The sequence below is a fragment of the Streptomyces sp. ActVer genome (assembly GCF_027270795.1).
GTDB classification, from domain to species: domain Bacteria; phylum Actinomycetota; class Actinomycetes; order Streptomycetales; family Streptomycetaceae; genus Streptomyces; species Streptomyces umbrinus_A.
The window spans coordinates 42,703-63,541 of record NZ_JAPWHT010000008.1 but is presented as its reverse complement, the minus strand read 5'-3'; the positions used below and the strand labels follow the sequence as shown (position 1 = coordinate 63,541).

The following is a 20,839-nucleotide window of genomic DNA, read 5'->3' as shown; positions in this document are numbered from 1 at the left end:
CCCGCACGACGGGGGAGGGCTCGGCGAGTCAGGCGGCTGCGCCGGGCGCGGCCGCTGGGGGCGGCACCGCGTCCACGGGTGCAGGTGCAGGTGCAGGTGCGGGTGCGGGTGCGCAGGCTGGTAGTGCCGCGTCCGGTGGTGTGCAGGCTGACGGTGCCGCGTCCGCGGAGGGCGCCGGTGCCGCAGCGGAGGCTCGGCCCACGGCCCGACGGGCTCGCAGCGTGAGCGAGGGCTCGGCGACCCAGCGCCGCACCGACCCCCCGGCCAAGGAAACTGCGTCACCCTCTGCCGCGGAGGCTGCTCCGGCTCCGGCTCCGGCTCCGGCCGAGGGCGCCGGGGCCGCACCGGCATCAGAACCGGCCCCGGCCCCGGCGCCGACGTCCCCGCGCAGAGCGCGCACCGCGGGCGAAGGCTCGGCGTCACAACGCAAGGCTCCTGCCACACCTGGCACTCCTTCCGCGCCCGCCGACCAATCCGGCGACGACCGGCCGACCGGCCCGGCGCGCCCCCGCAGCTCGGACGCGCCCTGGCACCACGCACGCCCCGCCTTCGACGAGGCCGACCAGGACTCCGCCGCGGAGAAGCGGCCACCACCGGCCGAGCAGCCGGCACCGGAGCCGGAAAGCACTCCGGAGTCCGAGGCAACCGAGCCCGCGGAAACTCCTGAAGCCGACTCCACCCCCACCGACGATGAAAACCCCCCAGGAGGCCGGCAGTGAACGACGCGCTGGACGTCGCCCTGCGACTCCTGATCGTCTTCGTCGTGTTCCTCACCTTCCCGCTGATCGTCGGTCAGACGGAGCACAAGGTGATGGCCCACATGCAGGGCCGCCTCGGCCCCATGTACGCGGGCGGCTTCCACGGCTGGGCCCAACTCGTCGCGGACGGCGTGAAGTTCGCGCAGAAGGAAGACATCGTCCCCGCGGGCGCGGACCGACGTATCTTCCAGCTGGCCCCCGCCGTCGCCCTCCTCCCGTACCTCCTCGTCCTCCTCGCCATCCCGATCGGCCCGGGCGAGGGCGCGGTCGGCGAGGTCATCGACGCGGGCATCTTCTTCGTACTCGCCGTGATGGGCGTGGGCGTCCTCGGCTCGCTCATGGCGGGCTGGGCCTCGGCCAACAAGTTCTCCCTCCTGGGCGGCCTCCGCACGGCCGCCCAACTCCTCGCGTACGAACTCCCGATGCTGCTCACCGCCGCCTCGGTCGCGATGGCGGCGGGCACGGTCTCCCTCCCCGGCATCGTCGACGCCTTCGAGTGGTGGTGGCTGCCCTGGCAGATCGTCGGCGCCATCGTCTTCTTCGTGGCGGGCCTCGCCGAACTCCAGCGCCCGCCCTTCGACATGCCGGTGGCCGACTCGGAGATCATCTTCGGCGCGTACACCGAGTACACGGGCCTCCGCTTCGCGCTGTTCCTCCTCGCCGAATACGCCGGAATCGTCGTCCTGTGCGGCCTGACCACCGTGCTCTTCCTGGGCGGCTGGCACGGCCCGTGGGATGCCGACGGCCTCGGCTGGGTCTGGACCCTGCTGAAGACGGCCGTCCTCGCCTTCGTCGTCATCTGGCTGCGCGTCACCTACCCCCGCCTGCGTGAGGACCAGCTCCAGAAACTCTCCTGGACCCTCCTCGTCCCCCTCTCCCTCGCCCAGATCGCCCTGACCGGCGTCGTGAAGGTGGTGATCTCGTAACCATGGCCCCCATCCCCGGCTCCGGCCTCGCCAAGGGCCTGGCCGTCACCCTCCGCACGATGACGAAGAAGACCGTCACCGCGCAGTACCCGGACGCCCAGCCCAAACTCCCGCCCCGCACCCGTGGCGTCATCGGCCTCTTCGAGGAGAACTGCACGGTCTGCATGCTGTGCGCCCGCGAGTGCCCGGACTGGTGCATCTACATCGACTCCCACAAGGAGACGGTCCCGCCCGCCGCCCCCGGCGGGCGCGAGCGCAGCCGCAATGTCCTCGACCGCTTCGCCATCGACTTCGCCCTCTGCATGTACTGCGGTATCTGCATCGAGGTCTGCCCCTTCGACGCCCTCTTCTGGTCCCCCGAGTTCGAGTACGCCGAGACCGACATCCACGAACTCACCCACGAGCGCGACAAACTCCGCGACTGGATGTGGACCGTCCCGGCCCCGCCGGCCCTCGACCCCGGCGCGGAGGAACCGAAGGAGATCGCCGCGGCCCGCAAATCCGCGGAGAAGCTGGCCGCCGCAGCCCAGCCCGAACCCACACCCGAACCCGGAGCCCAGGCGGGAGCCACGCCCGGCACCCCACCCGATCCCGCCCCGCAGGCCAAGCCCACCGATCCGCAGGGCGGTGAATCGTGACCCTCGCCGCAGCCACCGCCATGGCGGCCCACGCCACGAGCACCTCCGCCGCCTCCGAATCCCAGGGCTTCCTCTCCCCGACCGGCGTCGAGATCGCCTTCCTCCTCGTCGGTCTGGTCACCTTCGGCGCCGCCGTCGTCACGGTCACCACGAAGCAGTTGGTGCACGCCGCCCTGTGGCTGGTGGTGGCCCTCGGCGGTCTCGCCGTCGAATACCTCCTCCTCACGGCCGAGTTCATCGCCTGGGTACAGGTCCTCATCTACGTCGGTTCCGTCGTCGTACTCCTCCTCTTCGGTCTGATGCTCACCAGGGCCCCCATCGGCCGCTCCCCGGACGCCGACTCCGGCAACCGCTGGGCCGCCCTGACCGTGGCGATCGCCGCGGCCGCCGCCCTCGTCTGGGTCGTCGTCGACGCCTTCCGGACGACCTGGATCGACCTGGACGGTGCCGCCGCCGGCTCCACCGAGGTCACGGGCGCGAGCCTCTTCCAGAGCTGGGTGCTCCCCTTCGAGGCCCTCTCGGTCCTGCTGCTCACCGCGCTGGTCGGCGCGATCGTCCTGTCCCGCAAGGCGAAGGCGAACACGGCGACCACCACGAGCGCCCCGAGCCCCCGAAACGCCGGCACTCGAAACCACGGCCCCCGGAACGGCGGCACCGGAAACGACACCCCCCGGAGCGACAAGGAAGGCGCCCGCTGATGCACCTCGCCTATCCCGCCGTGCTCTCCGCCCTCCTCTTCTCCACGGGCCTGTACGGAGTCCTCGCGCGCCGCAACGCGATCCTGGTCCTGATGTCCGTCGAGCTGATGCTCAACGCCGTCAACCTGAACCTCGTCGCCTTCGACGTCTGGCTCAGCAAGACCGCCCAGGACACCCTCCACTCCGGCCAGGCCCTGACCCTGTTCACCATCGCCATCGCCGCCGCCGAGATCGGCATCGGCCTGGCGATCGTCCTCGCCGTCCACCGCAACCGGGGCACCGCGGACATCGACAAGCTCCGCGACACCGCCGAGACCGACGACGACTCCGAGCCCGACGCCTCCGGCGCCGCCCGTCCCGAACCGGCCGAGAAGGCTGAGGCCACCGCGTGACCACGACCACCCTCGCCGTCCTCGTCCCCCTCCTGCCGTTCCTGGGCGCCGTGGCCGGCCTGCTCCTGGGCCGCACGGCCCCCGGTTTCGTACGCCCCCTCGCCGTCCTGCCTCCGCTCGCGGCCCTCGGACTCGCCGTCGTCGTCGCCGTACGACAGGGCGGCGACCAGGCGGTGAGCGCCGCCACCGAGCTCACCCCCACCGGCTCGGTCCCCATCGAACTCGCCCTGTACGTCGACGGCTTCGCCGCCCTCGTCGCCGTGCTGGTCGGCCTGGTCGCCACCTGCGTGCAGATCTACTCGACGGGCTATCTGCGCGACGACCCGCGCTACCCGTCGTACGCCGCTCTCGTCTCCCTCTTCACCTCCGCGATGCTGCTCGTCGTCTACTCCGGCGACCTGATGGTGCTGCTGGTCGGCTGGGAGATCATGGGCATCTGCTCGTACTTCCTCGTCGGCCACTACTGGGAGACCCCGGAGGCCCGCGCCGCCTCCATCAAGGCCTTCCTGGTCACCAAGCTCGGTGATGTCCCCTTCCTGATCGGCCTGTTCGCGCTCGCCACCGACGCCGGGTCCTTCCGCATCACGAAGATCCTCGGCAACGTCGCGAGCGGCGGACTCGACCACCCGACCCTGATCGCCCTGCTGCTCCTCGCCGGCGTGGCGGGCAAGTCGGCGCAGTTCCCGCTCCACACCTGGCTCCCCGACGCGATGGCGGGCCCCACCCCCGTCTCCGCGCTGATCCACGCCGCGACGATGGTCGCCGCCGGTGTCTACTTCATCGCCCGGCTCCTCCCGGTCTTCGCCGCCTCCTCGGCAGCACTGGTCGTCCTCGCGGTCATGGCCGCCGTCACGATGGCCGGGTCCGCCCTCGCCGCGCTCGCCCAGGACGACATCAAGCGTGTCCTGGCGTACTCGACGATCGGCCAGCTCGGCTACATGACCGGCGCCCTCGCCGTCGGCGACCGCGGCGCCGCCGTCTTCCACCTCCTCTCGCACGGCGCCTTCAAGGCGCTGCTGTTCCTCGGGGCAGGCGTGATCATCCACGCCGCCGGCACCAACTCGCTGGCCGCCATGTCCCGTATGAAGGACCTGCGCGCCCGCGTCCCCGACGCCTACTGGACGATGACCGTGGCGCTCCTCGCGCTCGCCGCGATCCCGCCCTTCAGCGGCTTCTTCACCAAGGAGGCCGTCCTGGGCGCCGCCGAGCACGTCGCCACCGGCCACGCCGAGGGCATCCCCGGCGCCGTCGGCTGGATCGTCCTCGTCGCCGGCCTGGTCACGGCCCTGCTCACCGCCGCGTACGCGATGCGCCTGTGGCTCCTCGTCTTCCGCGGCCATGGACCGGAGGCCCCCGACCACGGCAGGCAGCCCATCGTCATGAACGCCGTCCTCTGGGTGCTCGCCGTCCCGTCGCTCGCCTTCGGACTCGCCACCGGCCCACTGCCCGACTGGTTCGACGGACGCGACCTGACCCCGACCCTCACCACCGCCGTGCTGGGCACGGGTGTGGCTCTGGTCGGCGGCATCGTCACGTACGGCGCCTGGCGGCACACCATGGCCATGGCGGCCCGCGTACCGATGGGCGCGGTCGCGGCTCACCCCGAAGGCGACGCCGGACTCGTCGAGGCCGAGGCCATCGCCAGCCACGCACCCGCGTACGGAGACGTGGCCTCCGCGCCCGACCCGGCGGACCCTGGCCGCCTCCTGCTCGGCCCGCTGCACCGCCACGCGGCCGTCGGCTTCCACCTCGACGCCGTGTACGCGGCGCTGTTCGTCCGCCCGGTCCAGGCCGCCGCCACGCTCGTCCGGTTCCTCGACCGCGAGGTCGTCGACACCTACGTACGCGGCGCGGGCGCCCTGCCCCGCTGGCTCGGCACGGCCGTCCGGCGTGCCCAGACCGGCAATGTGCAGACCTATGTGAGCGCGCTGCTCGCCGGCACCGTCGTCCTGGTGGTCGCCGCCCTCCTCGTCGCCACCGCGGGAGCGTGAGCAGGCGTGATCGATATCAGTGAATCCGTGATGCAGGTCCTTCTGGCGTTCATCGTCGTCGGCCCGCTCCTCGGCGCCGCCGCGGCTCTCCTGCCGGCTCCGCCCGGGCTGAAGGGGAAGTCGCCCGAACAGGCCGTGCTGCGGCACGGCGTGACCGTCACCGGCGCCGTGCTCATCGCCGCGATCGTCCTCACGCTGGGCTTCGACCACGACCAGCCGTCGAAGATGCAGGCCACGACGGACATCAGCTGGATCCCCGCACTCGATGTGCGGATCCACCTCGGCATCGACGGCATCTCGCTCCCCCTCCTCGTACTGACCGCGCTGCTGACCTTCCTCTGCGCGCTGTACTCCTACTTCAAAATGCCGTCGGGCCCGTCCCCGAAGGCATTCGTGGCGCTCGTCCTCGTCCTCGAGTCCGGCACCCTCGCGACCTTCGCCGTCCTCGACCTGCTGCTGTTCTTCCTGGCCTTCGAGATGGTGCTCATCCCGATGTACTTCCTCATCGCCCGCTGGGGTGGTGAACAAAAGCAGGCCGCGGCCTGGAAGTTCATCCTCTACACACTGCTCGGTTCCGTCGTCATGCTGCTGGGCCTGCTCCTGATCGGAATCAAGGCGGGCACATTCGACATGGTGGCACTCGCCACTGACAATCACCCGGCGCTGACCACATCGGTGCAGGTCATCGCCGTTCTGGCGATCGGGATCGGGCTCGCGGTCAAGACGCCGATGTGGCCGCTCCACAGCTGGCTGCCGGACGCGCACACCGCCGCCCCGACCGTCGGCTCGGTCCTGCTGGCCGGCGTCCTGCTGAAGATGGGCACGTACGGCTTCGTCCGGATCCTGCTGCCCATCACGCCGGATGGCATGAACACGTTCGCGCCCTACCTCGCGGCCTTCGCGGTCGTCGGCATCATCTACGGATCCCTCGCCTGCCTCGCCCTCGCCAAGCAGGGCGCTAAGGGCGACCTCAAGCGCCTCATCGCGTACTCCTCCGTCGGCCACATGGGCTTCGTGCTCCTCGGCATCGCGTCGATGACCCCGACCGGCGTGAACGGCGCGCTGTTCGCCAACATCGCCCACGGCCTCATCACCGGCCTGCTCTTCTTCCTGGTCGGCGCGCTCAAGGACCGCACGGGAACGACCGACCTCGACACCCTCGCGCAGCAGACCGGCGCCGCGCTCTACGGCAAGGCCCCCCGGCTCGGCGGCCTGCTCGCCTTCGCCGCCGTCGCCTCGCTCGGACTGCCGGGCCTGGCCGGATTCTGGGGCGAGATGCTGGCCCTGTTCGGCGCGTTCGACCCCGCCGACGGCCTCAGCCGCCCTGCGTTCCTGACCTTCATGACGATCGCCGCGTTCGGCACCCTGCTCACCGCCGCGTACATGCTCGTCGTGGTCCGCCGCGTCTGCATGGGCGCGGTCCCGCAGGAGGGGCCGAAGCTCGCCGACGTCCAGTCGTACGAGTTCGCCGCCTGGACCCCGCTCGTCGTCCTGACCGTCATCGCCGGGCTCTGGCCCAAGGCACTGCTCGGCCTGACCGACCCGGCCGTGCAGCAGCTCTTCGCAGGAGGCACCCGATGAGCTACCAGGCCCAGTCCCTGGTCCAGTCCGTCGACTGGCTCGCGATCGCGCCGCCCACCATCGCGGCGGTCGTCGGACTCGTGGTGCTCGTCACCGACCTGTTCGTCGGAGACAACAGGAAGGCCCTGCTCGGCTGGGTCTCCGTCGCCGGACTCGCCGTCTCCGCGCTCATGCTGCTGCCCCTCCTGGACGGAGACCGCTCCACCTTCTGCCTGACGGGCGACGCCGCCGTCTGCAGTTACACCGCGGACCGGTTCACGCTGGTCATCCAGTTCCTCGTCCTCGGCGGCGCACTCGTCGCGGCACTCCTGTCGATGACCACCCTCAAGGACGCCAACAGGGAACTCCCCGAAGGGGAGTTCTGGTTCCTGCTGCTCTCCTCCGCCGCGGGCGCCGCCCTGCTGCCCGCCTCCCGCGACCTCGCTACCCTGATCGTCGCCCTGGAGGTCGCCTCCCTGCCCGCCTTCGCCCTCGTGGGCATCAAGCACGGTGACAGGAAGTCCTCCGAAGCAGCCCTGAAGTTCTTCCTGTCCTCGGTCACCGCGACCGCCGTGAGCCTCATGGGCGTCAGCTTCGTCTACGCGTCGACGGGCACCCTGTACCTCACGGAGATCGCCACCAGGATCGAGAACGTCGACGACCAGTTGCAGACGCTCGCCCAGGCGGGCGTCGTCCTCACCCTGGTCGGCTTCGCCTTCAAGACCGCCGCGGTCCCGTTCCACTTCTGGGTACCCGACACCTACGTAGGAGCACCTCTCCCGGTCGCGGCCTACCTGTCGGTCGTCGGCAAGGCGGTCGGCTTCTCCGGGCTGATCCTCGTCACCGTGATCGCCCTCCCGTCGTACGCGGACGTCTGGGGCCCGACACTCGCCGCCCTGGCCGCGCTCACCATGACCGTCGGCAACGTCGGGGCCCTCAGGCAGCAGTCCACGCGCGCGTACAGCGCGGTCCGCCTGCTCGCCTGGTCCTCCGTCGGCCAGGCCGGCTACCTCCTGGTGCCGATCGCCGCCGCCGCGTACTCCGAGGACGCCGAGAAGGCCATCGGCTCCACCGTCGCGTACGCCCTGATGTACGCCGCGGTGAACCTCGGCGCCTTCGCGGTGGCCGCCCTGGTGGCCCGTACGAAGCCGCTGAACCGCGTCAGCGACTACCGGGGCCTGTACGCCTCACGGCCCCTCGCGGCGCTCGTCCTCGGCTTCTTCCTGCTCTGTCTCGCGGGCCTGCCGCCGGGCATCATCGGCCTCTTCGCGAAGGTCACCGTCTTCTCGGCCGCCGTCGACGCCGGCCTCGGCTGGCTCGCCGTGGTCATGGCCGTCAACGTCGTGATCGCGCTCTTCTACTACCTCCAGTGGACGACCCTCCTGTTCCGCGCCCCGGAGGGCGAACCCGAGACCCACCGCGTCCCGGCCCCCCTCACGGCCGCGATCGCCCTGACCGCCGTCCTCGGCATCGCCCTCTCCGGAGCACCCCAACTGGTCCTGCGCTTCTCCGACACCGGCCTCTTCTGAACCGCCGCTGACCCAAAGCGTGCGCACGCGCGCGTGGAGCACCCGGGCCCCACGCGCGCGTGCGATGTCCCCCTTCGTCACCTGGACGGCCCACGCGCGTCGCCGCGCGCACAAGGGAACTAGTGCTTCCCGCCTGGCGTTGACCAGTACGGGAGGGTCCACTGGACCGTGGAGCCACGGACCAGTGACGTCAGAGATCGACAAGCAAAGGGTTCCCCTGCCGCACGACTTGGAGGGCGTACCGTGCACCGCCGGCACAACGGGCTCAGGACCGCCGTACTCCTCGGGGGACTGTCAGCACTCATCATCGGCATCGGCAGTTTCTTCGGGCGTATGGGCCTCGTCGTCGCACTCGTCGTCGCTGTCGGCACGAACGCGTACGCGTACTGGAACAGCGACAAAATGGCTCTACGCGCGATGCGCGCGCGCCCGGTGAGCGAGTTCGAGGCCCCGGCTCTGTACAAGATGGTCCGCGAGCTCTCCACACAGGCCCGCCAGCCCATGCCCCGGCTGTACATCTCCCCGACGGAGGCGCCGAACGCGTTCGCGACGGGCCGCAATCCGCGCAACGCCGCCGTGTGCTGCACGGAGGGCATCCTGCGCATCCTGAACGAGCGGGAGCTGCGCGGCGTCATCGGCCACGAACTGAGCCACGTCTACAACCGCGACATCCTGATCTCGTCCGTCGCGGGCGCGCTGGCCTCCGTCATCATGTTCCTGGTCAACTTCGCCTGGCTGATCCCGATCGGGCGATCCAACGACGACGACGGCCCCGGCATCCTCGGCATGCTGTTGATCATGATCCTGGGCCCGCTTGCCGCGTCCCTCATCCAGCTCGCCATCAGCCGCTCCAGGGAGTACGAGGCGGACGCGTCAGGCGCCCAGCTCACCGGCGACCCGCTTGCCCTCGCGAGCGCCCTGAGCAAGCTGGAGGCAGGCACGAAACAGCTTCCGCTACCTCCGGAGCCGCGCATCGAGACCGCAAGCCACATGATGATCGCCAACCCCTTCCGTCCGGGCCAGGGACTCTCCAAGATGTTCTCTACGCATCCGCCGATGGCGGAGCGCATCGCCCGGCTCGAGCAGATGGCAGGTCGTAACCAGTGAAGACAATCCTGAACATCATTTGGCTCGTCCTGAGCGGCTTCTGGCTGTTCCTCGGCTACGTGTTCGCGGGCGTGCTGCTGTGCATCACCATCATCGGCATCCCGTTCGGCATCGCGGCCTTCCGCATCGCCGTCTACGCGCTGTGGCCGTTCGGCCGGACGACGGTCGAGCGCCGTGACGCGGGCGCGCCGTCCTTCATCGGCAACATCCTTTGGGTGATCCTCGCCGGCTGGTGGCTCGCCCTCGCCCACATCGTGACGGGCTTCCTCCAGTGCATCACGATCATCGGCATCCCTCTGGGGATCGCCAACTTCAAGCTGATCCCGGTCTCGCTGTTCCCCCTGGGGCGCGAAATCGTACGTACGGACCAGCCGTTCGCCTCGTCCCGCTGGTAGGGCGGCTCCGGAGGTGGAGCCGCCGAAGTACGCCCTCGCGGCGTACGGTGCCGCGGACGAGGTCGACGAGATCTGGGCCCTGTGCGCGGACGCCGAGAACCTCTTCGGCGATTCGCCGCCTCCCGTGCGCGGGACGTACGAACTGATCGGCTGCGCCCCCGAGGGGGAGCTGAGCAAGGTCCTCACGCGCGCGCGTGCCGACGGCTCGGCGCCCCTCGGCGGCCTCACCCTGGAGATCCTCGGCAAAAGAGGGCGCACAGGTCGAGGAGTGGTCCCTGGAGGGCGTACGCGTCCTTGGCGACCGCCCGTGCGCGCGTGACCTGTCCCTGCGCGACATCACGATCGAGGCGAGCGAGTCCCCGGACAACCCGTACGACTATCCACAGTGCCCGCCGCTCTCCCCGGGCTACCGGCTGTTCGGTGCGCAGAGCGAACCATGGGGCGGCTGCCGGGACCTGGCGCATGTCCTGGACGGGCAGCCGGACCTTGCCGAACCGTCCGTGCGGGTGCTCGGCTGCGCCCCGCGCGGAGCCCTCCAGGCGGCCCTGGACGCGGGGGAGGAGGACCTCGGACACGCCAGGCTGATACGCCTCGACGCGTCCGGCGGCACCGTCCAGTCAGCCGTTGAGGGCGAACTCGTCGCATGGATCCCGTCCGCACGCGGCCGTGGCCTGGTGGACCTCACGCTCGAACCCTGGTCGGAACGGCCCCCGACCGCGGCCGAGGAGGTCTGGGAACTGTGGGACGGCGGCCGCCCCACCGAGCCCGGTCTCTGGGCCCGGTGCGATGTGGAGGGCCGCCGCCACTGGCTGACCACGGCGCTGGACCATCACGAGCCGGTCAGGCCCGACGCGGAGGCCGGCGGCACGTTTCACCTCGACGGCCGCCGCATCACCGACCTGCCGGGCTTCTTCTGCGCGCTGGGCGAGGCGGTGAACGGCCCCGGAGGCTACTTCGGCTGGGGGCTGGACGCGCTCGATGATTGCCTCCGCGGCGGCTGGGGAGCCCAGCGGCCCTTCACCCTCGTCTGGCACGACGCGGAGGTCGCCCGTATCTGCCTCGGCCTCGTCCCGCACACAGGTCAGCGGCCCTGGACGTTCGAGGAACTCCTTGAGTTCTTCGAGGAAAAGGGCATCGCCGTCCGTCTCGAATGAGGGTTATCCACAGGCTGCCCGAATGTCAGTGGCGGCCTGCATCATGAATGCATGACCGAGATCGAGCAGTTGCTGGCAAGTGTCTCCGCCGAGGCGCGCAACTCCCGGCCGTGGGGCTGGCCTTCACTCCCCGAGCCCGTGGACGCGGCGACGCTCGCCCGCGCGGAGTCCACCCTGGGCTTCACCGTCCCGCCGCTGCTCGCCGCCCTCTATCTGCGGATAGGCGACGGAGGGTTCGGCCCGGAGTACGGTCTGCTCCCCCTGCTCGACAGCCCGCCGTCCGGCGAGCCCGCCGTCGTCGCGCAGTACCTCGCCCATCGCGAGAGCGGCCGCAAGGATCCCGAATGGCCCTGGCCCGAGGGCGTCCTGCCGATATCCCACTGGGGCTGCGGCATGTACGCGTGCGTGGACTGCCGCACCCCCGATGCCACCGTCCTCCTCTTCGAGCCCAACGCGGACGAGGCCGACCACGCCTGGTTCGTGGACGCCCCCACCCTCACGGCCTGGCTCCACACCTGGCTCAACGGCACGGGCTGGTACGACGAGTCCCACGACGGCGCGGATCTGGAACCGTGGGCCGAATTCCGCATACGCACGGGGGCGGCGCGGGCTTCGTAGCGGAGTTTCAGCCTTTGGGCAGGGGCGCCCCTCCAGGGGCGCGGGGCTGTGACATGTGTGGCTCCGCCGCGGGGCGCGACCAGCTCCCACGATCCGCACCTCTTACACGCGCCCTCTGCGCGAAGCCGTCCGTGCTGAGCCCTCCGTGCTGAGCCCTGCGTGCTGAGCCCTGCGTGCTCAGCGCTCAGCGCGAGACAGCCGTCTCCTCACCCCATACACAACCGCTCCCAACCCCAGCACGCCCATGCCCACAACCACCGACACCCACGGCAACGCGAAGGCCAGGGTCACGCACCCCGCCAGCCCCACCACCGGCGCACCCCGCGACACGACCGTCGAACTCAACGTCCAGGCCGCCGCGTTGGCGATCGCGTAGTACACCAGCACCCCGAAGGAGGAGAAGCCGATAGCACCCCGCACATCCACCGTCGCGGCCACCGCGACGACCACCGCTCCGACGGCCAACTCCGCCCGATGAGGCACCTGGAAGCGCGGATGCACGACGGCCAGCGCGCCTGGGAGATGCCCGTCGCGGGCCATCGCCAGCGTGGTCCGTGACACCCCCAGGATCAGCGCGAGCAGGGAGCCGAGCGCTGCCACGGCGGCGCCCACCCGCACGACCGGGACGAGTTCCGGCACACCCGCGGCGCGCACCGCGTCGGCCAGTGGCGCCGTCGCCCGACCGAGCCCGCCCGACCCGAGCACGGAGAGGACAGCCACCGCGACAGCCGCGTACACCACCAGCGCGATGCCCAGTGCGAGCGGGATCGCGCGTGGAATGGTGCGCGCCGGATCCCGTACCTCCTCGCCGAGCGTCGCGATCCGCGCGTACCCGGCGAAGGCGAAGAACAGCAGGCCGGCCGCCTGAAGCACCCCGCCCACACCTCCGGAGACCCCCACGTCCAGCCGCCCGGCGTCGGCGTTCGCGGAGGTGAGAGACACGACGACCACGGAAGCGAGGACTCCGAGGACCACTGCCACGATCGCCCGCGTCAGCCACGCGGACTTCTGGACACCGCCGTAGTTCACCGCGGTCAGTGCCACCACGGCCCCGACGGCCACGGCGTGCGCCTGCTCCGGCCAGGCGTACGCGCCCGCGGTGAGCGCCATCGCCGCACACGAGGAGGTCTTGCCGACGACGAACGACCAGCCCGCCAGATACCCCCAGAACTCCCCGAGCCGCTCCCGCCCGTACACGTACGTTCCGCCGGACGCGGGATAGCGGGCGGCGAGGCGGGCCGACGCCGTCGCGTTGCAGTAGGCGACGACGACGGCGATGCCCAGGCCGAGGAGAAGCCCGGACCCGGCGGCCCGTGCCGCGGGTCCCAGCGCGGCGAAGATTCCAGCGCCGAGCATCGAGCCGAGGCCGATGACAACGGCGTCGCCGACGCCGAGCGTCCGCTTCAGCTCCGCCGTGCGCTGCGGCGCTCCGGGCCGGGCCGAACCGGTTCGGCCGGAATCGGACTGTGCCATGGAACGCACCCTACTGATCAGTGCAACCGGTCGCCGCCGCGCCGACGTCCTCCCCAGCAACAGCAACAGCAACAGCAACAGCAACAGCAACAGCAACAGCAACAGCAACAGCAAACGAACAAGCAAACGAACAAGCGAGCAAACAAGCGAGCAAACAAGCGCGCGATCGGTGACACGAGAGCGGCATGAACAAAGCCTGGCCGGAGAAAGATCACAGCACAGGCGCAGCACGGAGAGGCAGGTTCACGGCATGGGCATCATCAGCTGGATCATCCTGGGGCTGTTGGCCGGAGCCATCGCCAAATTCCTGCTGCCGGGCCGTGATCCCGGCGGCTTCATCGGCACGACGCTGATAGGCGTCGCGGGCGCGTTCATCGGCGGCTGGATATCGGCCCGTTGGCTGGACCACCCGGTCGCCAAGGACTTCTACGACGGCGCCACCTGGGCCGCCGCGATCGGCGGCTCGCTCGTCCTGCTGATCGCCTACCGCCTGCTGTTCGGCAACTCGCGCAACTGAGCGCGCACCCCTCAGACCGCGGCCAGCAGGCGAGAAGGGTGGGCACCGCCGGTGCCCACCCTTCCTCGTGCTGTCTTACGTACGCGCAACGAGCACGCGGTCACCGGTAGTTGACGAACTGCAACGCGAAGTCGAAGTCCTGGCCCTTCAGCAGCGCCTGGACGGCCTGCAGGTCGTCACGGCTCTTCGAGCTGACCCGCAGCTCGTCGCCCTGCACCTGAGCCTTGACGCCCTTCGGGCCCTCATCACGAATGATCTTCGCCACCTTCTTCGCGTTCTCCTGGGAGATGCCTTCCTCGATCGAGGCGAAGATCTTGTACTCCTTGCCGGAGAGCTGGGGCTCACCGGCGTCCAGCGCCTTCAGCGAGATGCCCCGCTTGACCAGCTTGGACTGGAAGACGTCGAGGATGGCCTTGACCCGCTCCTCCGAGTTCGCCTCCATAAGGATCTTCTCGCCGGACCAGGAGATGGAGGCGCCGACGTTCTTGAAGTCGTAGCGCTGCGAGATCTCCTTGCCGGCCTGGTTGAGGGCGTTGTCGACCTCCTGCCGCTCGACCTTCGAGACGATGTCGAAACTGGAGTCGGCCATGTCCTGTGGCTCCTTGTATCGGGGTGCGTAGTGGCGGCCGTAGAGCACCGCGTCGGTCCCGGGCCGCATCCGCATAAGCCTAGCCACCCGCTCCCCTCCGAGCGCCGATCTATCGGGTGGCGAAGCACCCCCGAGCATCGGGTATCGTTTACGTCGTTGCCACGGAGCACCGCCGAATAGCGGTTCGAACGGCAGCGACCCCGGCGGTGTGCCCGAGCGGCCAAAGGGAGCAGACTGTAAATCTGCCGGCTCAGCCTACCCAGGTTCGAACCCTGGCGCCGCCACGCTGAGAGAAACCCCCTCCGAATTGTGTTCTTGCAGTTCGGAGGGGGTTTCTGCGTGTCTGGGGTGGTGCGCCCCCAAGGGCGGGCGCGGGCCTTGGACGCTGCCCCTGCTGAGGGGCCGCTGTCCCTGTCGCGAGGCCGTCGGCCCTGTCGCGAGCAGGGTGGCGGCCGATTCCCGGGCCGGGGCCTCACCGGCCTTCCCACGCTTCCTTCGTACCCTGAGTTCATGTCCTCACGTCGCAGGAACTGCCCCGAGTGCCGTCGCGAGATTGCCGTTGTCGCGGGGCGGTTCGCCCGGCACGACCCGCCGGGGGCGCGGGGGAGTGGGGAGCTCGTGTCGTGTCCCGGGTCGCGCAGGCAGGCGGAGCTGGGCGCTGCGCAGCCGGCGCTGGACGGGTACGTCGTCGCGGAGTTCCCCGGCCAGCTGCCGCTCTTCTGACCCCGGCTGCCCGCTCGCTGGCCCCTGCCGACATCGCATGCGCTCGCTGGCCCCTGCCGACCCCGTAGCCCCGCGCTGCCTCGCTGATTCCCGCGTCCCGTTCCGTCCCGCCCCGGCGGTTCAAGGCGGCCGGCGTACGTCCATCCGACTCACCAGTCCGTCCGCGCCGAAGGCGTACACGTGCTCGACCGGCTCCTCCGCCCAGTGCTCGCCCGTGGCGTCCCGCAGCCCGGGTCGTACCAGGGCGACCACGCGTCGCCCGTCCTCGTCGAGGCGCAGCCCCTCCAGTCGTACGAGGGGGTGTGCGGCTGCGAACTGGGCTGCCCAGTAGGCGCGTACCGCCTCGTGGCCGTGGAGGCGAACCCCGTCGGCGACGTTCGGCCAGTTCACGTCGGGCGACAGGCAGTGGGGGAGGAACGCGTCGCGTTCGGGGGTGCTGAAGACGTCGTACATCCTCCGCAGCAGGGCCTCCTGAGCTGCGGGTACCGCGACGGGAACAGGACCTCCCCCTCGCGCGCGTGAGGCGGGGCGGCCGATACCGCCCCACGCCCGCGTGCGTCCTCCCGGTCAGTTACCGGCCACCGACTTCACCGCTACGGACACCGGCGCCGACCCGCTGATCAGCTCCAGCGTCAGCCCGGCCGTCGCCGGAGTGTCCACCAGTTCCGCGAGGACCGCCGCGACGTCGTCGCGGGGGATGGGGCCGCGCCCCGTGGCGGCCTCCAGGCGTACGAGACCGGTGCCCGCGTCGCTCGTCAGCATCCCGGGACGCAGGATCGTCCAGTCCAGGCCCCGGTGAGCGCGTACGTACGCGTCGGCCTCGCCCTTGGCGCGCAGATACGCGTCGAAGACGTCGTCCCCGGGGTGCTCCGGATCCGCGCCCATCGACGACACGACCACATGCCGACGTACCCCGGCCCGGGCGGCCGCGTCCGCGAAGAGCACGGCGGCACCCCGGTCCACGGTGTTCTTGCGGTCCACCCCGCTGCCCGGGCCCGCACCCGCCGCGAAGACGGCGGCGTCCGCGCCCTCCAGGTGCGCGGCGACCTCCTCCAGCGAAGCGGACTCCAGATCGCACACGACCGGCTCGGCGCCGGCCGCCCGCAGATCCTCCCCCTGCTCGGCGCGGCGGATGATCCCCGCCACCTCGTCACCGCGCGCGGAGAGCAGCCGCTCCAACCGCAGCGCGATCTGACCATGACCTCCAGCGATGACAATGCGCATGTTTCCGACCGTACGCCCGGACGACCCCACTCGCCGCACAACCCTGTGGATAACTCGTGAGTCTCATGAACGATCACTGTGTACGAGGGGTGACGCCGTGCGGCGTCATGAAGGAGACCGTCATCACCATCACACGCGAGAGCCTTGCGACGCGCATGAGCCCTGCCACGCGCAACCGCCCTGCCCTGCGCAAGACCCTCACCGCGGCCGCCTGCACCACGGCTCTGCTCGCCGGCGTGGCCGCCTGCGGCACGGTCGAGAACCTCACCGCCGGTCAGAAGGTCGACCGCGCCTTCGAAGGGCTCGGCGAAAAGGAGTCGCTGGCCTTCGAGTTGGGGCTCGACGCCAAGCCCTCCGCCCTCACGAAGCTGGCCAGAGAGGCGGAGCCCGGCGAGGAGTTGCCGCCCGAGCTGGCCGAACTCTTCACCGGGGTACGGGTGAAGGTGTCCGTCGAGTCGAGGAAACCGCTCGCCGACTCGGGTGAGAAGGATCTCGTCGGTACGGGCGTGACGATCTCGGGGCCCGACGGTGTTCTGGCCGAATACCGCCTCGTCGGCGATTACACGTACTACCGCGCCGACATGAAGGCCCTCGGTGAGGCCATGGGCTTCCCGCTGCCGTCGGCCGACGAACTCCCCGAGAGCGAGAAGGAACTCAAGAAGGTCATCGAGGGCAAGTGGGTCAAGGTCGACACCAGCGAGCTCGACCGGGCCGGCAAGGGCGACAAGGCTGACAAGTCCGGTGGGCCCGGCGAGATCGACACCAAGACCCAGCAGAAGATCCTCAAGGCCCTACGCGGAGTCGTCGCCCGCCAGGTCACCTTCAGCAACGAGGGAGGCAGCGACGGCGTCGAACGGATCGTCGCCAAGGCCTCGTTCCGCGAGCTGCTCACCGGTGTCCTCGACAAGCTCCGGCCGCTGGCCGACGACCTTCCGGCGGGCGCCGAACTGCCCACCGACGAGGACCTCAAGGAGGCGCCGAACAAGAAGATCGCCGTCAACTTCTCCCTGAAGAACGGCGACTTGACCCGGGTCTCCGTAGACCTCGCCGCCCTCGCGGACGGACCGAAGGGCACCCGGCTCCCTCTGGTGGTCAAGTTTGGCGAGGCAGGCGACGTCAGCGCCCCGTCCGGTGCCACCGAGATACCCGCGGACGGGTTCGGGGGCCCGGGCAACCCGTTCACCGGAGGCCTGCTGAGCGGCTTCTGACGGCCTGTCCGGAACTCGACGGTCACGCCGGTGGCCCGACGGACCGACGGTGACGGGCAGCCCCGACAGCGACGGGTGACCCGACGGCCACGAGTGGGCGCACTTCAGGAGCACCGTCACGCGCGCGTGGACCAGGCAAGACCCCAAACAGCCCTCCACGCGCGCGTGCCCAAGCCCAAAGCGCCCCGCCAGTCCAAAACACCCCGCCGGCCCAAAGCGCCCCGCCGTCAAAGACTCACGACGGCTCCTCCGCGCGCCCCGTCCGCCCCTGCCGAGGCAGGTCCAACGCCACGGTCACGGCGGAGTTGCAGTACTCCCGCACCGCACTCGTCCGCGCCACCACCCGCCCCCGGTGCACCACGATCCGGCTGTACGCCAGGGACAACGCCGCGTCGAGCCGGTCCCCGCGCACCGCGAGCAACTCCGCGGGAAACCCGGCCTCCACCCGGACCTCGGGCAGCCCCAGCGCAGCCCGCGCCGACGAACTCACCGCGTCGTAGGCGTCCCCGGCCCGCAGCCCGTACCGCGAGGCCAGCAGATAGGCCGCCTCCAGCGGGTCCCCGCGCCCCACGGGGTTCGACACGTCCCGCAGGGCGCCGCTCCCGGCCGCCACGCGCACCCCGGCCGCCCGCAGCAGCCGTACCGGAGCCGTCCCGCGGCGGTCCACGCCCGAGCAGCCGCCCTGGGGCAGACAGACCACGCTCACGCCGGCCGCGGCGAGTTGGTCCGCCGCCCGCGAGGCGACCTCGGTGGGCAGCCGCCCGAGTCCGCCGCACGGACCGAGCGTCACCCCGGGCCGCAGTCCGCCGGCCATCGCCGCGAGCCGTGCGAGCCGCGCCGGGTCGTCACCGTCCGTGTGCAGATCGACCGGGCAGCCGTGCTCCGAGGCGACCTCCAGGACCGCCTCCACGTATCCCGTCGGATCAGGGTCCAGATCTGGACAACCACCCACTACGGAGGCGCCCATTTTCACCGCGTCCCGCAGCATCGCCAGCCCGTCCGCCCCGGCGAGCCCGGTCAGTACCCGTGGCATCGCCACCACCGTCAACTCGGCCAGCCCACGCAGGGCGCGCCGCGCCTGGAGCACCGCGCCCATCGAGCCCAGCCCCTGCACATCGCCCACGCGCACGTGCGAGCGCATGGCCGTGGCCCCGTGCCCGAGCTGGAGCAACGCGGCCTCGGTCGTACGGCGCTGGACCTCGTGCGCCTCGTACGACACCGGTCCGTCGCCGTCCGCCGACAGGGCCGTGTCCCCGTGCGCGTGGGGCTCGGCCGGGGCCGGCAGGAGGAGATAGCCGGCGAGGTCCACGCGCGCGCTGTGTGCGGTGAGGCTGCCCGCCGTGCCGACCGCCTCGATGCGTCCGCCGCCCAGCCTTACGTCCACGGTCCGGCCGTCGGTGAGCCGCGCACCGCAGAGCAGCAGGTCGGAGCCGTCGCTCCGGCCGGACGAGCCCGAGGAGCCCGACGAGGACGAGGAGGAGTGGGGCTGCTGCGGCTGACTGTCGGGCATCGCGCTCCTGGGGCTCGGCGGCGGCTGCGAAAGAAGGGGCAGGCGGCTGCGAAGGAGGGACACAAGATCACGCAGCGTGAGTCGAGCCTAGGGTGGCGACCGGCGCGCATCGAGGAGGAGCGGAATAGTCGTACCGGTGTGGTCCGTCGTGCGGGAGGGGCGTGTGAAACGCCCCGCGAGCGGCCCGGAACGGGCTGGGGCAGGTGCCGCGAAACGGATTTGGGCGATCGGTGGCCGAGCGTGTAATGTCTTCATCGCTCGCCCCAATAGCTCAGTCGGTAGAGCGTCTCCATGGTAAGGAGAAGGTCTACGGTTCGATTCCGTATTGGGGCTCTGGTGTGGGAGGTTCCCGCTCGCAAGGCGGGAACTGATCACATCACAGCGGTGTAGCTCAGTCGGTAGAGCAAGCGGCTCATAATCGCTGTGTCACCGGTTCAAGTCCGGTCACCGCTACTGACAGTAGCCGATTGTGGGGTCGGTCCTTCGATCGGCTACTCTTCTGTGTGTTAATGCGCCAATCGTCCCATCCGTTCGTCAAGGAGCACTCCTGTGGCTGCCACCGACGTCCGCCCGAAGATCACGCTGGCCTGCGTGGAGTGCAAGGAGCGGAACTACATCACCAAGAAGAACCGGCGTAACAACCCGGACCGACTGGAGATGAAGAAGCACTGCCCGCGTTGCAATGCGCACACCGCGCACCGCGAAACGCGATAAATAAGGCTCGTACACGAGGCCGTCCCCTGAAGTCGGGGGGCGGCCTCGCGTCGTTACACCCAGTTGCGAACCAGGAGGTGCCGGGCCCATGGCGCTCGACCAGTCCTTCGTGGGGCGGTCCTATCCGCCCACCGAGCCCTATGAGGTCGGCCGGGAGAAGATCCGCGAGTTCGCGGAGGCGGTGGGCGACGCCAACCCCGCGTACACGGACCCGGAGGCAGCCAAGGCCCTCGGTCACCCCGATGTGATCGCCCCGCCGACCTTCGTGTTCACCATCACGTTCAAGGCCGCGGGACAGGTCGTCCAGGACCCCCAACTGGGGCTCGACTACAGCCGTGTGGTGCACGGCGACCAGAAGTTCGTCTACCGCCGCCCGGTGCGCGCGGGCGACCGGCTCACGGTCACCTCCACCATCGAGGCGATCAAGTCGCTGGCGGGCAACGACATTCTGGACATCCGCGGCGAGGTCCACGACGAGGCCGGCGAGCACGTGGTGACCGCCTGGACCAAGCTCGTGTCCCGCGCGGCCGAGGGGGCGTGAACAGATGACGGCGAAGATCTCGTACGACGACGTCGAGGTCGGCACCGAACTGCCGGCCCGGACCTTCGGCGTGACGCGCGCGACGCTCGTGCAGTACGCGGGCGCCTCGGGGGACTTCAACCCGATCCACTGGAACGAGAAGTTCGCCAAGGAGGTCGGCCTCCCGGACGTCATCGCGCACGGCATGTTCACCATGGCCGAGACGGTCCGGGTCGTCACCGACTGGACCGGCGACCCGGGCGCGGTCGTCGAGTACGGCGTCCGCTTCACCAAGCCGGTCGTCGTCCCGAACGACGACCAGGGCGCCACGATCGAGGTCAGCGGCAAGGTCGCGGCCAAGCTCGACGACAACACCGTCCGCGTCGATCTCGTCGCGATGAGCGCGGGCCAGAAGGTCCTGGGCATGTCCCGCGCGGTCGTCCGCCTCGCCTGACAGGGCGGGCTCGGCGGGAGCGCGAGGAGTGTGAGTAAGGGGCGTCCGCCATTGCGGGCGCCCCTTACTTCTTGCTTCTCGCGCCTCTCGCTCCCTCTCTCCCCATCCCACCCCTTGACCTAGTTAGTGATTGAGTACTAA

At 70.4% G+C, this 20,839-nt stretch carries 22 protein-coding genes and 3 tRNA genes; 20 read left to right on the top strand and 5 right to left on the bottom strand.

Features of this window, described 5'->3' with window-relative positions; all coding sequences use genetic code 11:
• Nucleotides 1–715 precede the first annotated feature (715 nt).
• The 11 genes from O3Q52_RS02910 to O3Q52_RS02860 all read left to right on the top strand — a co-directional run bounded on the left by O3Q52_RS02910 (nucleotide 716) and on the right by O3Q52_RS02860 (nucleotide 11,766).
• Nucleotides 716–1,684, top strand: a complete 969-nt coding sequence (locus O3Q52_RS02910) for a complex I subunit 1 family protein (RefSeq protein ID WP_269647171.1) — start codon at nucleotides 716–718, stop codon at nucleotides 1,682–1,684.
• 2 nt (nucleotides 1,685–1,686) lie between these two features.
• Nucleotides 1,687–2,322, top strand: a complete 636-nt coding sequence (locus O3Q52_RS02905) for an NADH-quinone oxidoreductase subunit I (protein ID WP_269647170.1) — start codon at nucleotides 1,687–1,689, stop codon at nucleotides 2,320–2,322.
• The gene (locus tag O3Q52_RS02900) at nucleotides 2,319–3,020 is read left to right on the top strand and encodes an NADH-quinone oxidoreductase subunit J (RefSeq protein ID WP_269647169.1); all 702 of its coding nucleotides are present in this window, start codon (nucleotides 2,319–2,321) and stop codon (nucleotides 3,018–3,020) included. Before O3Q52_RS02905 ends, O3Q52_RS02900 begins: the two co-directional genes overlap by 4 nt.
• The gene (nuoK, locus tag O3Q52_RS02895) at nucleotides 3,020–3,412 is read left to right on the top strand and encodes an NADH-quinone oxidoreductase subunit NuoK (protein ID WP_269647168.1); all 393 of its coding nucleotides are present in this window, start codon (nucleotides 3,020–3,022) and stop codon (nucleotides 3,410–3,412) included. Before O3Q52_RS02900 ends, nuoK begins: the two co-directional genes overlap by 1 nt.
• Complete coding sequence (locus tag O3Q52_RS02890; RefSeq protein WP_269647167.1) at nucleotides 3,409–5,403, top strand: NADH-quinone oxidoreductase subunit L; 1,995 nt, start codon at nucleotides 3,409–3,411, stop codon at nucleotides 5,401–5,403. The genes nuoK and O3Q52_RS02890 overlap by 4 nt, the downstream gene beginning before the upstream one ends.
• A gap of 6 nt (nucleotides 5,404–5,409) precedes the next feature.
• Nucleotides 5,410–6,984, top strand: a complete 1,575-nt coding sequence (locus O3Q52_RS02885) for a NuoM family protein (RefSeq protein ID WP_269647166.1) — start codon at nucleotides 5,410–5,412, stop codon at nucleotides 6,982–6,984.
• Entirely contained in the window at nucleotides 6,981–8,492 is a 1,512-nt protein-coding gene (locus O3Q52_RS02880) for an NADH-quinone oxidoreductase subunit N (protein WP_269647165.1), read from the top strand. Before O3Q52_RS02885 ends, O3Q52_RS02880 begins: the two co-directional genes overlap by 4 nt.
• A 243-nt stretch (nucleotides 8,493–8,735) precedes the next feature.
• Nucleotides 8,736–9,599, top strand: coding sequence for a zinc metalloprotease HtpX (gene htpX / locus O3Q52_RS02875; protein WP_269647164.1), 864 nt, complete (start codon nucleotides 8,736–8,738; stop codon nucleotides 9,597–9,599).
• The gene (locus O3Q52_RS02870; protein WP_055614639.1) at nucleotides 9,596–9,994 is read left to right on the top strand and encodes a YccF domain-containing protein; all 399 of its coding nucleotides are present in this window, start codon (nucleotides 9,596–9,598) and stop codon (nucleotides 9,992–9,994) included. Before htpX ends, O3Q52_RS02870 begins: the two co-directional genes overlap by 4 nt.
• Nucleotides 9,995–10,188: 194 nt before the next feature.
• Entirely contained in the window at nucleotides 10,189–11,148 is a 960-nt protein-coding gene (locus O3Q52_RS02865; RefSeq protein WP_269647163.1) for a barstar family protein, read from the top strand.
• Between the two features lie 51 nt (nucleotides 11,149–11,199).
• Nucleotides 11,200–11,766, top strand: coding sequence for an SMI1/KNR4 family protein (locus O3Q52_RS02860; RefSeq protein ID WP_269647162.1), 567 nt, complete (start codon nucleotides 11,200–11,202; stop codon nucleotides 11,764–11,766).
• 177 nt (nucleotides 11,767–11,943) lie between these two features.
• On the opposite strand, the gene O3Q52_RS02855 is transcribed toward O3Q52_RS02860, so the two are convergent.
• A complete protein-coding gene (locus O3Q52_RS02855; protein ID WP_269647161.1) occupies nucleotides 11,944–13,239 on the bottom strand; it encodes an APC family permease in 1,296 nt (431 codons plus the stop codon).
• Between the two features lie 250 nt (nucleotides 13,240–13,489).
• On the opposite strand from O3Q52_RS02855, the gene O3Q52_RS02850 reads away from it, so the two are divergent.
• Nucleotides 13,490–13,756, top strand: coding sequence for a GlsB/YeaQ/YmgE family stress response membrane protein (locus O3Q52_RS02850; protein WP_189844531.1), 267 nt, complete (start codon nucleotides 13,490–13,492; stop codon nucleotides 13,754–13,756).
• Between the two features lie 100 nt (nucleotides 13,757–13,856).
• Here O3Q52_RS02850 and O3Q52_RS02845 read toward each other — a convergent pair whose 3' ends face one another.
• Nucleotides 13,857–14,414, bottom strand: coding sequence for a YajQ family cyclic di-GMP-binding protein (locus O3Q52_RS02845; RefSeq protein WP_269647160.1), 558 nt, complete (start codon nucleotides 14,412–14,414; stop codon nucleotides 13,857–13,859).
• A gap of 133 nt (nucleotides 14,415–14,547) precedes the next feature.
• Between O3Q52_RS02845 and O3Q52_RS02840 the strand changes: the two genes are divergently transcribed.
• Together O3Q52_RS02840 and O3Q52_RS02835 are read left to right on the top strand one after the other, a co-directional pair.
• Nucleotides 14,548–14,629 (top strand) — tRNA-Tyr (locus O3Q52_RS02840).
• Between the two features lie 226 nt (nucleotides 14,630–14,855).
• Nucleotides 14,856–15,068: a hypothetical protein gene (locus O3Q52_RS02835; RefSeq protein WP_055614634.1), complete on the top strand. Its 213-nt coding sequence runs from the start codon at nucleotides 14,856–14,858 to the stop codon at nucleotides 15,066–15,068.
• 120 nt (nucleotides 15,069–15,188) lie between these two features.
• Here O3Q52_RS02835 and O3Q52_RS02830 read toward each other — a convergent pair whose 3' ends face one another.
• Together O3Q52_RS02830 and O3Q52_RS02825 are read right to left on the bottom strand one after the other, a co-directional pair.
• Complete coding sequence (locus O3Q52_RS02830; protein ID WP_269647159.1) at nucleotides 15,189–15,521, bottom strand: nuclear transport factor 2 family protein; 333 nt, start codon at nucleotides 15,519–15,521, stop codon at nucleotides 15,189–15,191.
• Nucleotides 15,522–15,635: 114 nt separating this feature from the next.
• Nucleotides 15,636–16,292: an NAD(P)H-binding protein gene (locus O3Q52_RS02825; protein WP_269647158.1), complete on the bottom strand. Its 657-nt coding sequence runs from the start codon at nucleotides 16,290–16,292 to the stop codon at nucleotides 15,636–15,638.
• A gap of 107 nt (nucleotides 16,293–16,399) precedes the next feature.
• Between O3Q52_RS02825 and O3Q52_RS02820 the strand changes: the two genes are divergently transcribed.
• Complete coding sequence (locus O3Q52_RS02820; RefSeq protein WP_269647157.1) at nucleotides 16,400–17,500, top strand: hypothetical protein; 1,101 nt, start codon at nucleotides 16,400–16,402, stop codon at nucleotides 17,498–17,500.
• Between the two features lie 235 nt (nucleotides 17,501–17,735).
• Here O3Q52_RS02820 and O3Q52_RS02815 read toward each other — a convergent pair whose 3' ends face one another.
• Entirely contained in the window at nucleotides 17,736–19,010 is a 1,275-nt protein-coding gene (locus O3Q52_RS02815; protein ID WP_269647156.1) for an amidohydrolase family protein, read from the bottom strand.
• A gap of 260 nt (nucleotides 19,011–19,270) precedes the next feature.
• Between O3Q52_RS02815 and O3Q52_RS02810 the strand changes: the two genes are divergently transcribed.
• The 5 genes from O3Q52_RS02810 (at nucleotide 19,271) to O3Q52_RS02790 (ending at nucleotide 20,698) form a co-directional block, all read left to right on the top strand.
• A tRNA-Thr gene (locus tag O3Q52_RS02810) sits at nucleotides 19,271–19,343 on the top strand.
• Nucleotides 19,344–19,390: 47 nt separating this feature from the next.
• Nucleotides 19,391–19,463 (top strand) — tRNA-Met (locus tag O3Q52_RS02805).
• Between the two features lie 96 nt (nucleotides 19,464–19,559).
• The gene (rpmG, locus tag O3Q52_RS02800; RefSeq protein WP_003948671.1) at nucleotides 19,560–19,724 is read left to right on the top strand and encodes a 50S ribosomal protein L33; all 165 of its coding nucleotides are present in this window, start codon (nucleotides 19,560–19,562) and stop codon (nucleotides 19,722–19,724) included.
• 88 nt (nucleotides 19,725–19,812) lie between these two features.
• Complete coding sequence (locus O3Q52_RS02795) at nucleotides 19,813–20,265, top strand: MaoC family dehydratase N-terminal domain-containing protein (RefSeq protein WP_269647155.1); 453 nt, start codon at nucleotides 19,813–19,815, stop codon at nucleotides 20,263–20,265.
• A 4-nt stretch (nucleotides 20,266–20,269) separates the two neighbouring features.
• Complete coding sequence (locus O3Q52_RS02790) at nucleotides 20,270–20,698, top strand: MaoC family dehydratase (protein WP_269647154.1); 429 nt, start codon at nucleotides 20,270–20,272, stop codon at nucleotides 20,696–20,698.
• Nucleotides 20,699–20,839 lie beyond the last annotated feature (141 nt).

Excerpts from the sequence above, each read along its gene's own strand:
- O3Q52_RS02905 (WP_269647170.1), top strand. The coding sequence starts at position 1,687 with ATGGCCCCCATCCCCGGCTCCGGCCTCGCCAAGGGCCTGGCCGTCACC.
- nuoK (WP_269647168.1), top strand. The coding sequence starts at position 3,020 with ATGCACCTCGCCTATCCCGCCGTGCTCTCCGCCCTCCTCTTCTCCACG.
- O3Q52_RS02880 (WP_269647165.1), top strand. The coding sequence starts at position 6,981 with ATGAGCTACCAGGCCCAGTCCCTGGTCCAGTCCGTCGACTGGCTCGCG.
- O3Q52_RS02860 (WP_269647162.1), top strand. The coding sequence starts at position 11,200 with ATGACCGAGATCGAGCAGTTGCTGGCAAGTGTCTCCGCCGAGGCGCGC.
- O3Q52_RS02855 (WP_269647161.1), bottom strand. The coding sequence starts at position 13,239 with ATGGCACAGTCCGATTCCGGCCGAACCGGTTCGGCCCGGCCCGGAGCG.
- O3Q52_RS02850 (WP_189844531.1), top strand. The coding sequence starts at position 13,490 with ATGGGCATCATCAGCTGGATCATCCTGGGGCTGTTGGCCGGAGCCATC.
- O3Q52_RS02845 (WP_269647160.1), bottom strand. The coding sequence starts at position 14,414 with ATGCGGCCCGGGACCGACGCGGTGCTCTACGGCCGCCACTACGCACCC.
- O3Q52_RS02835 (WP_055614634.1), top strand. The coding sequence starts at position 14,856 with ATGTCCTCACGTCGCAGGAACTGCCCCGAGTGCCGTCGCGAGATTGCC.
- O3Q52_RS02830 (WP_269647159.1), bottom strand. The coding sequence starts at position 15,521 with ATGTACGACGTCTTCAGCACCCCCGAACGCGACGCGTTCCTCCCCCAC.
- O3Q52_RS02825 (WP_269647158.1), bottom strand. The coding sequence starts at position 16,292 with ATGCGCATTGTCATCGCTGGAGGTCATGGTCAGATCGCGCTGCGGTTG.
- O3Q52_RS02820 (WP_269647157.1), top strand. The coding sequence starts at position 16,400 with ATGAAGGAGACCGTCATCACCATCACACGCGAGAGCCTTGCGACGCGC.
- O3Q52_RS02815 (WP_269647156.1), bottom strand. The coding sequence starts at position 19,010 with ATGCCCGACAGTCAGCCGCAGCAGCCCCACTCCTCCTCGTCCTCGTCG.
- O3Q52_RS02795 (WP_269647155.1), top strand. The coding sequence starts at position 19,813 with ATGGCGCTCGACCAGTCCTTCGTGGGGCGGTCCTATCCGCCCACCGAG.
- O3Q52_RS02790 (WP_269647154.1), top strand. The coding sequence starts at position 20,270 with ATGACGGCGAAGATCTCGTACGACGACGTCGAGGTCGGCACCGAACTG.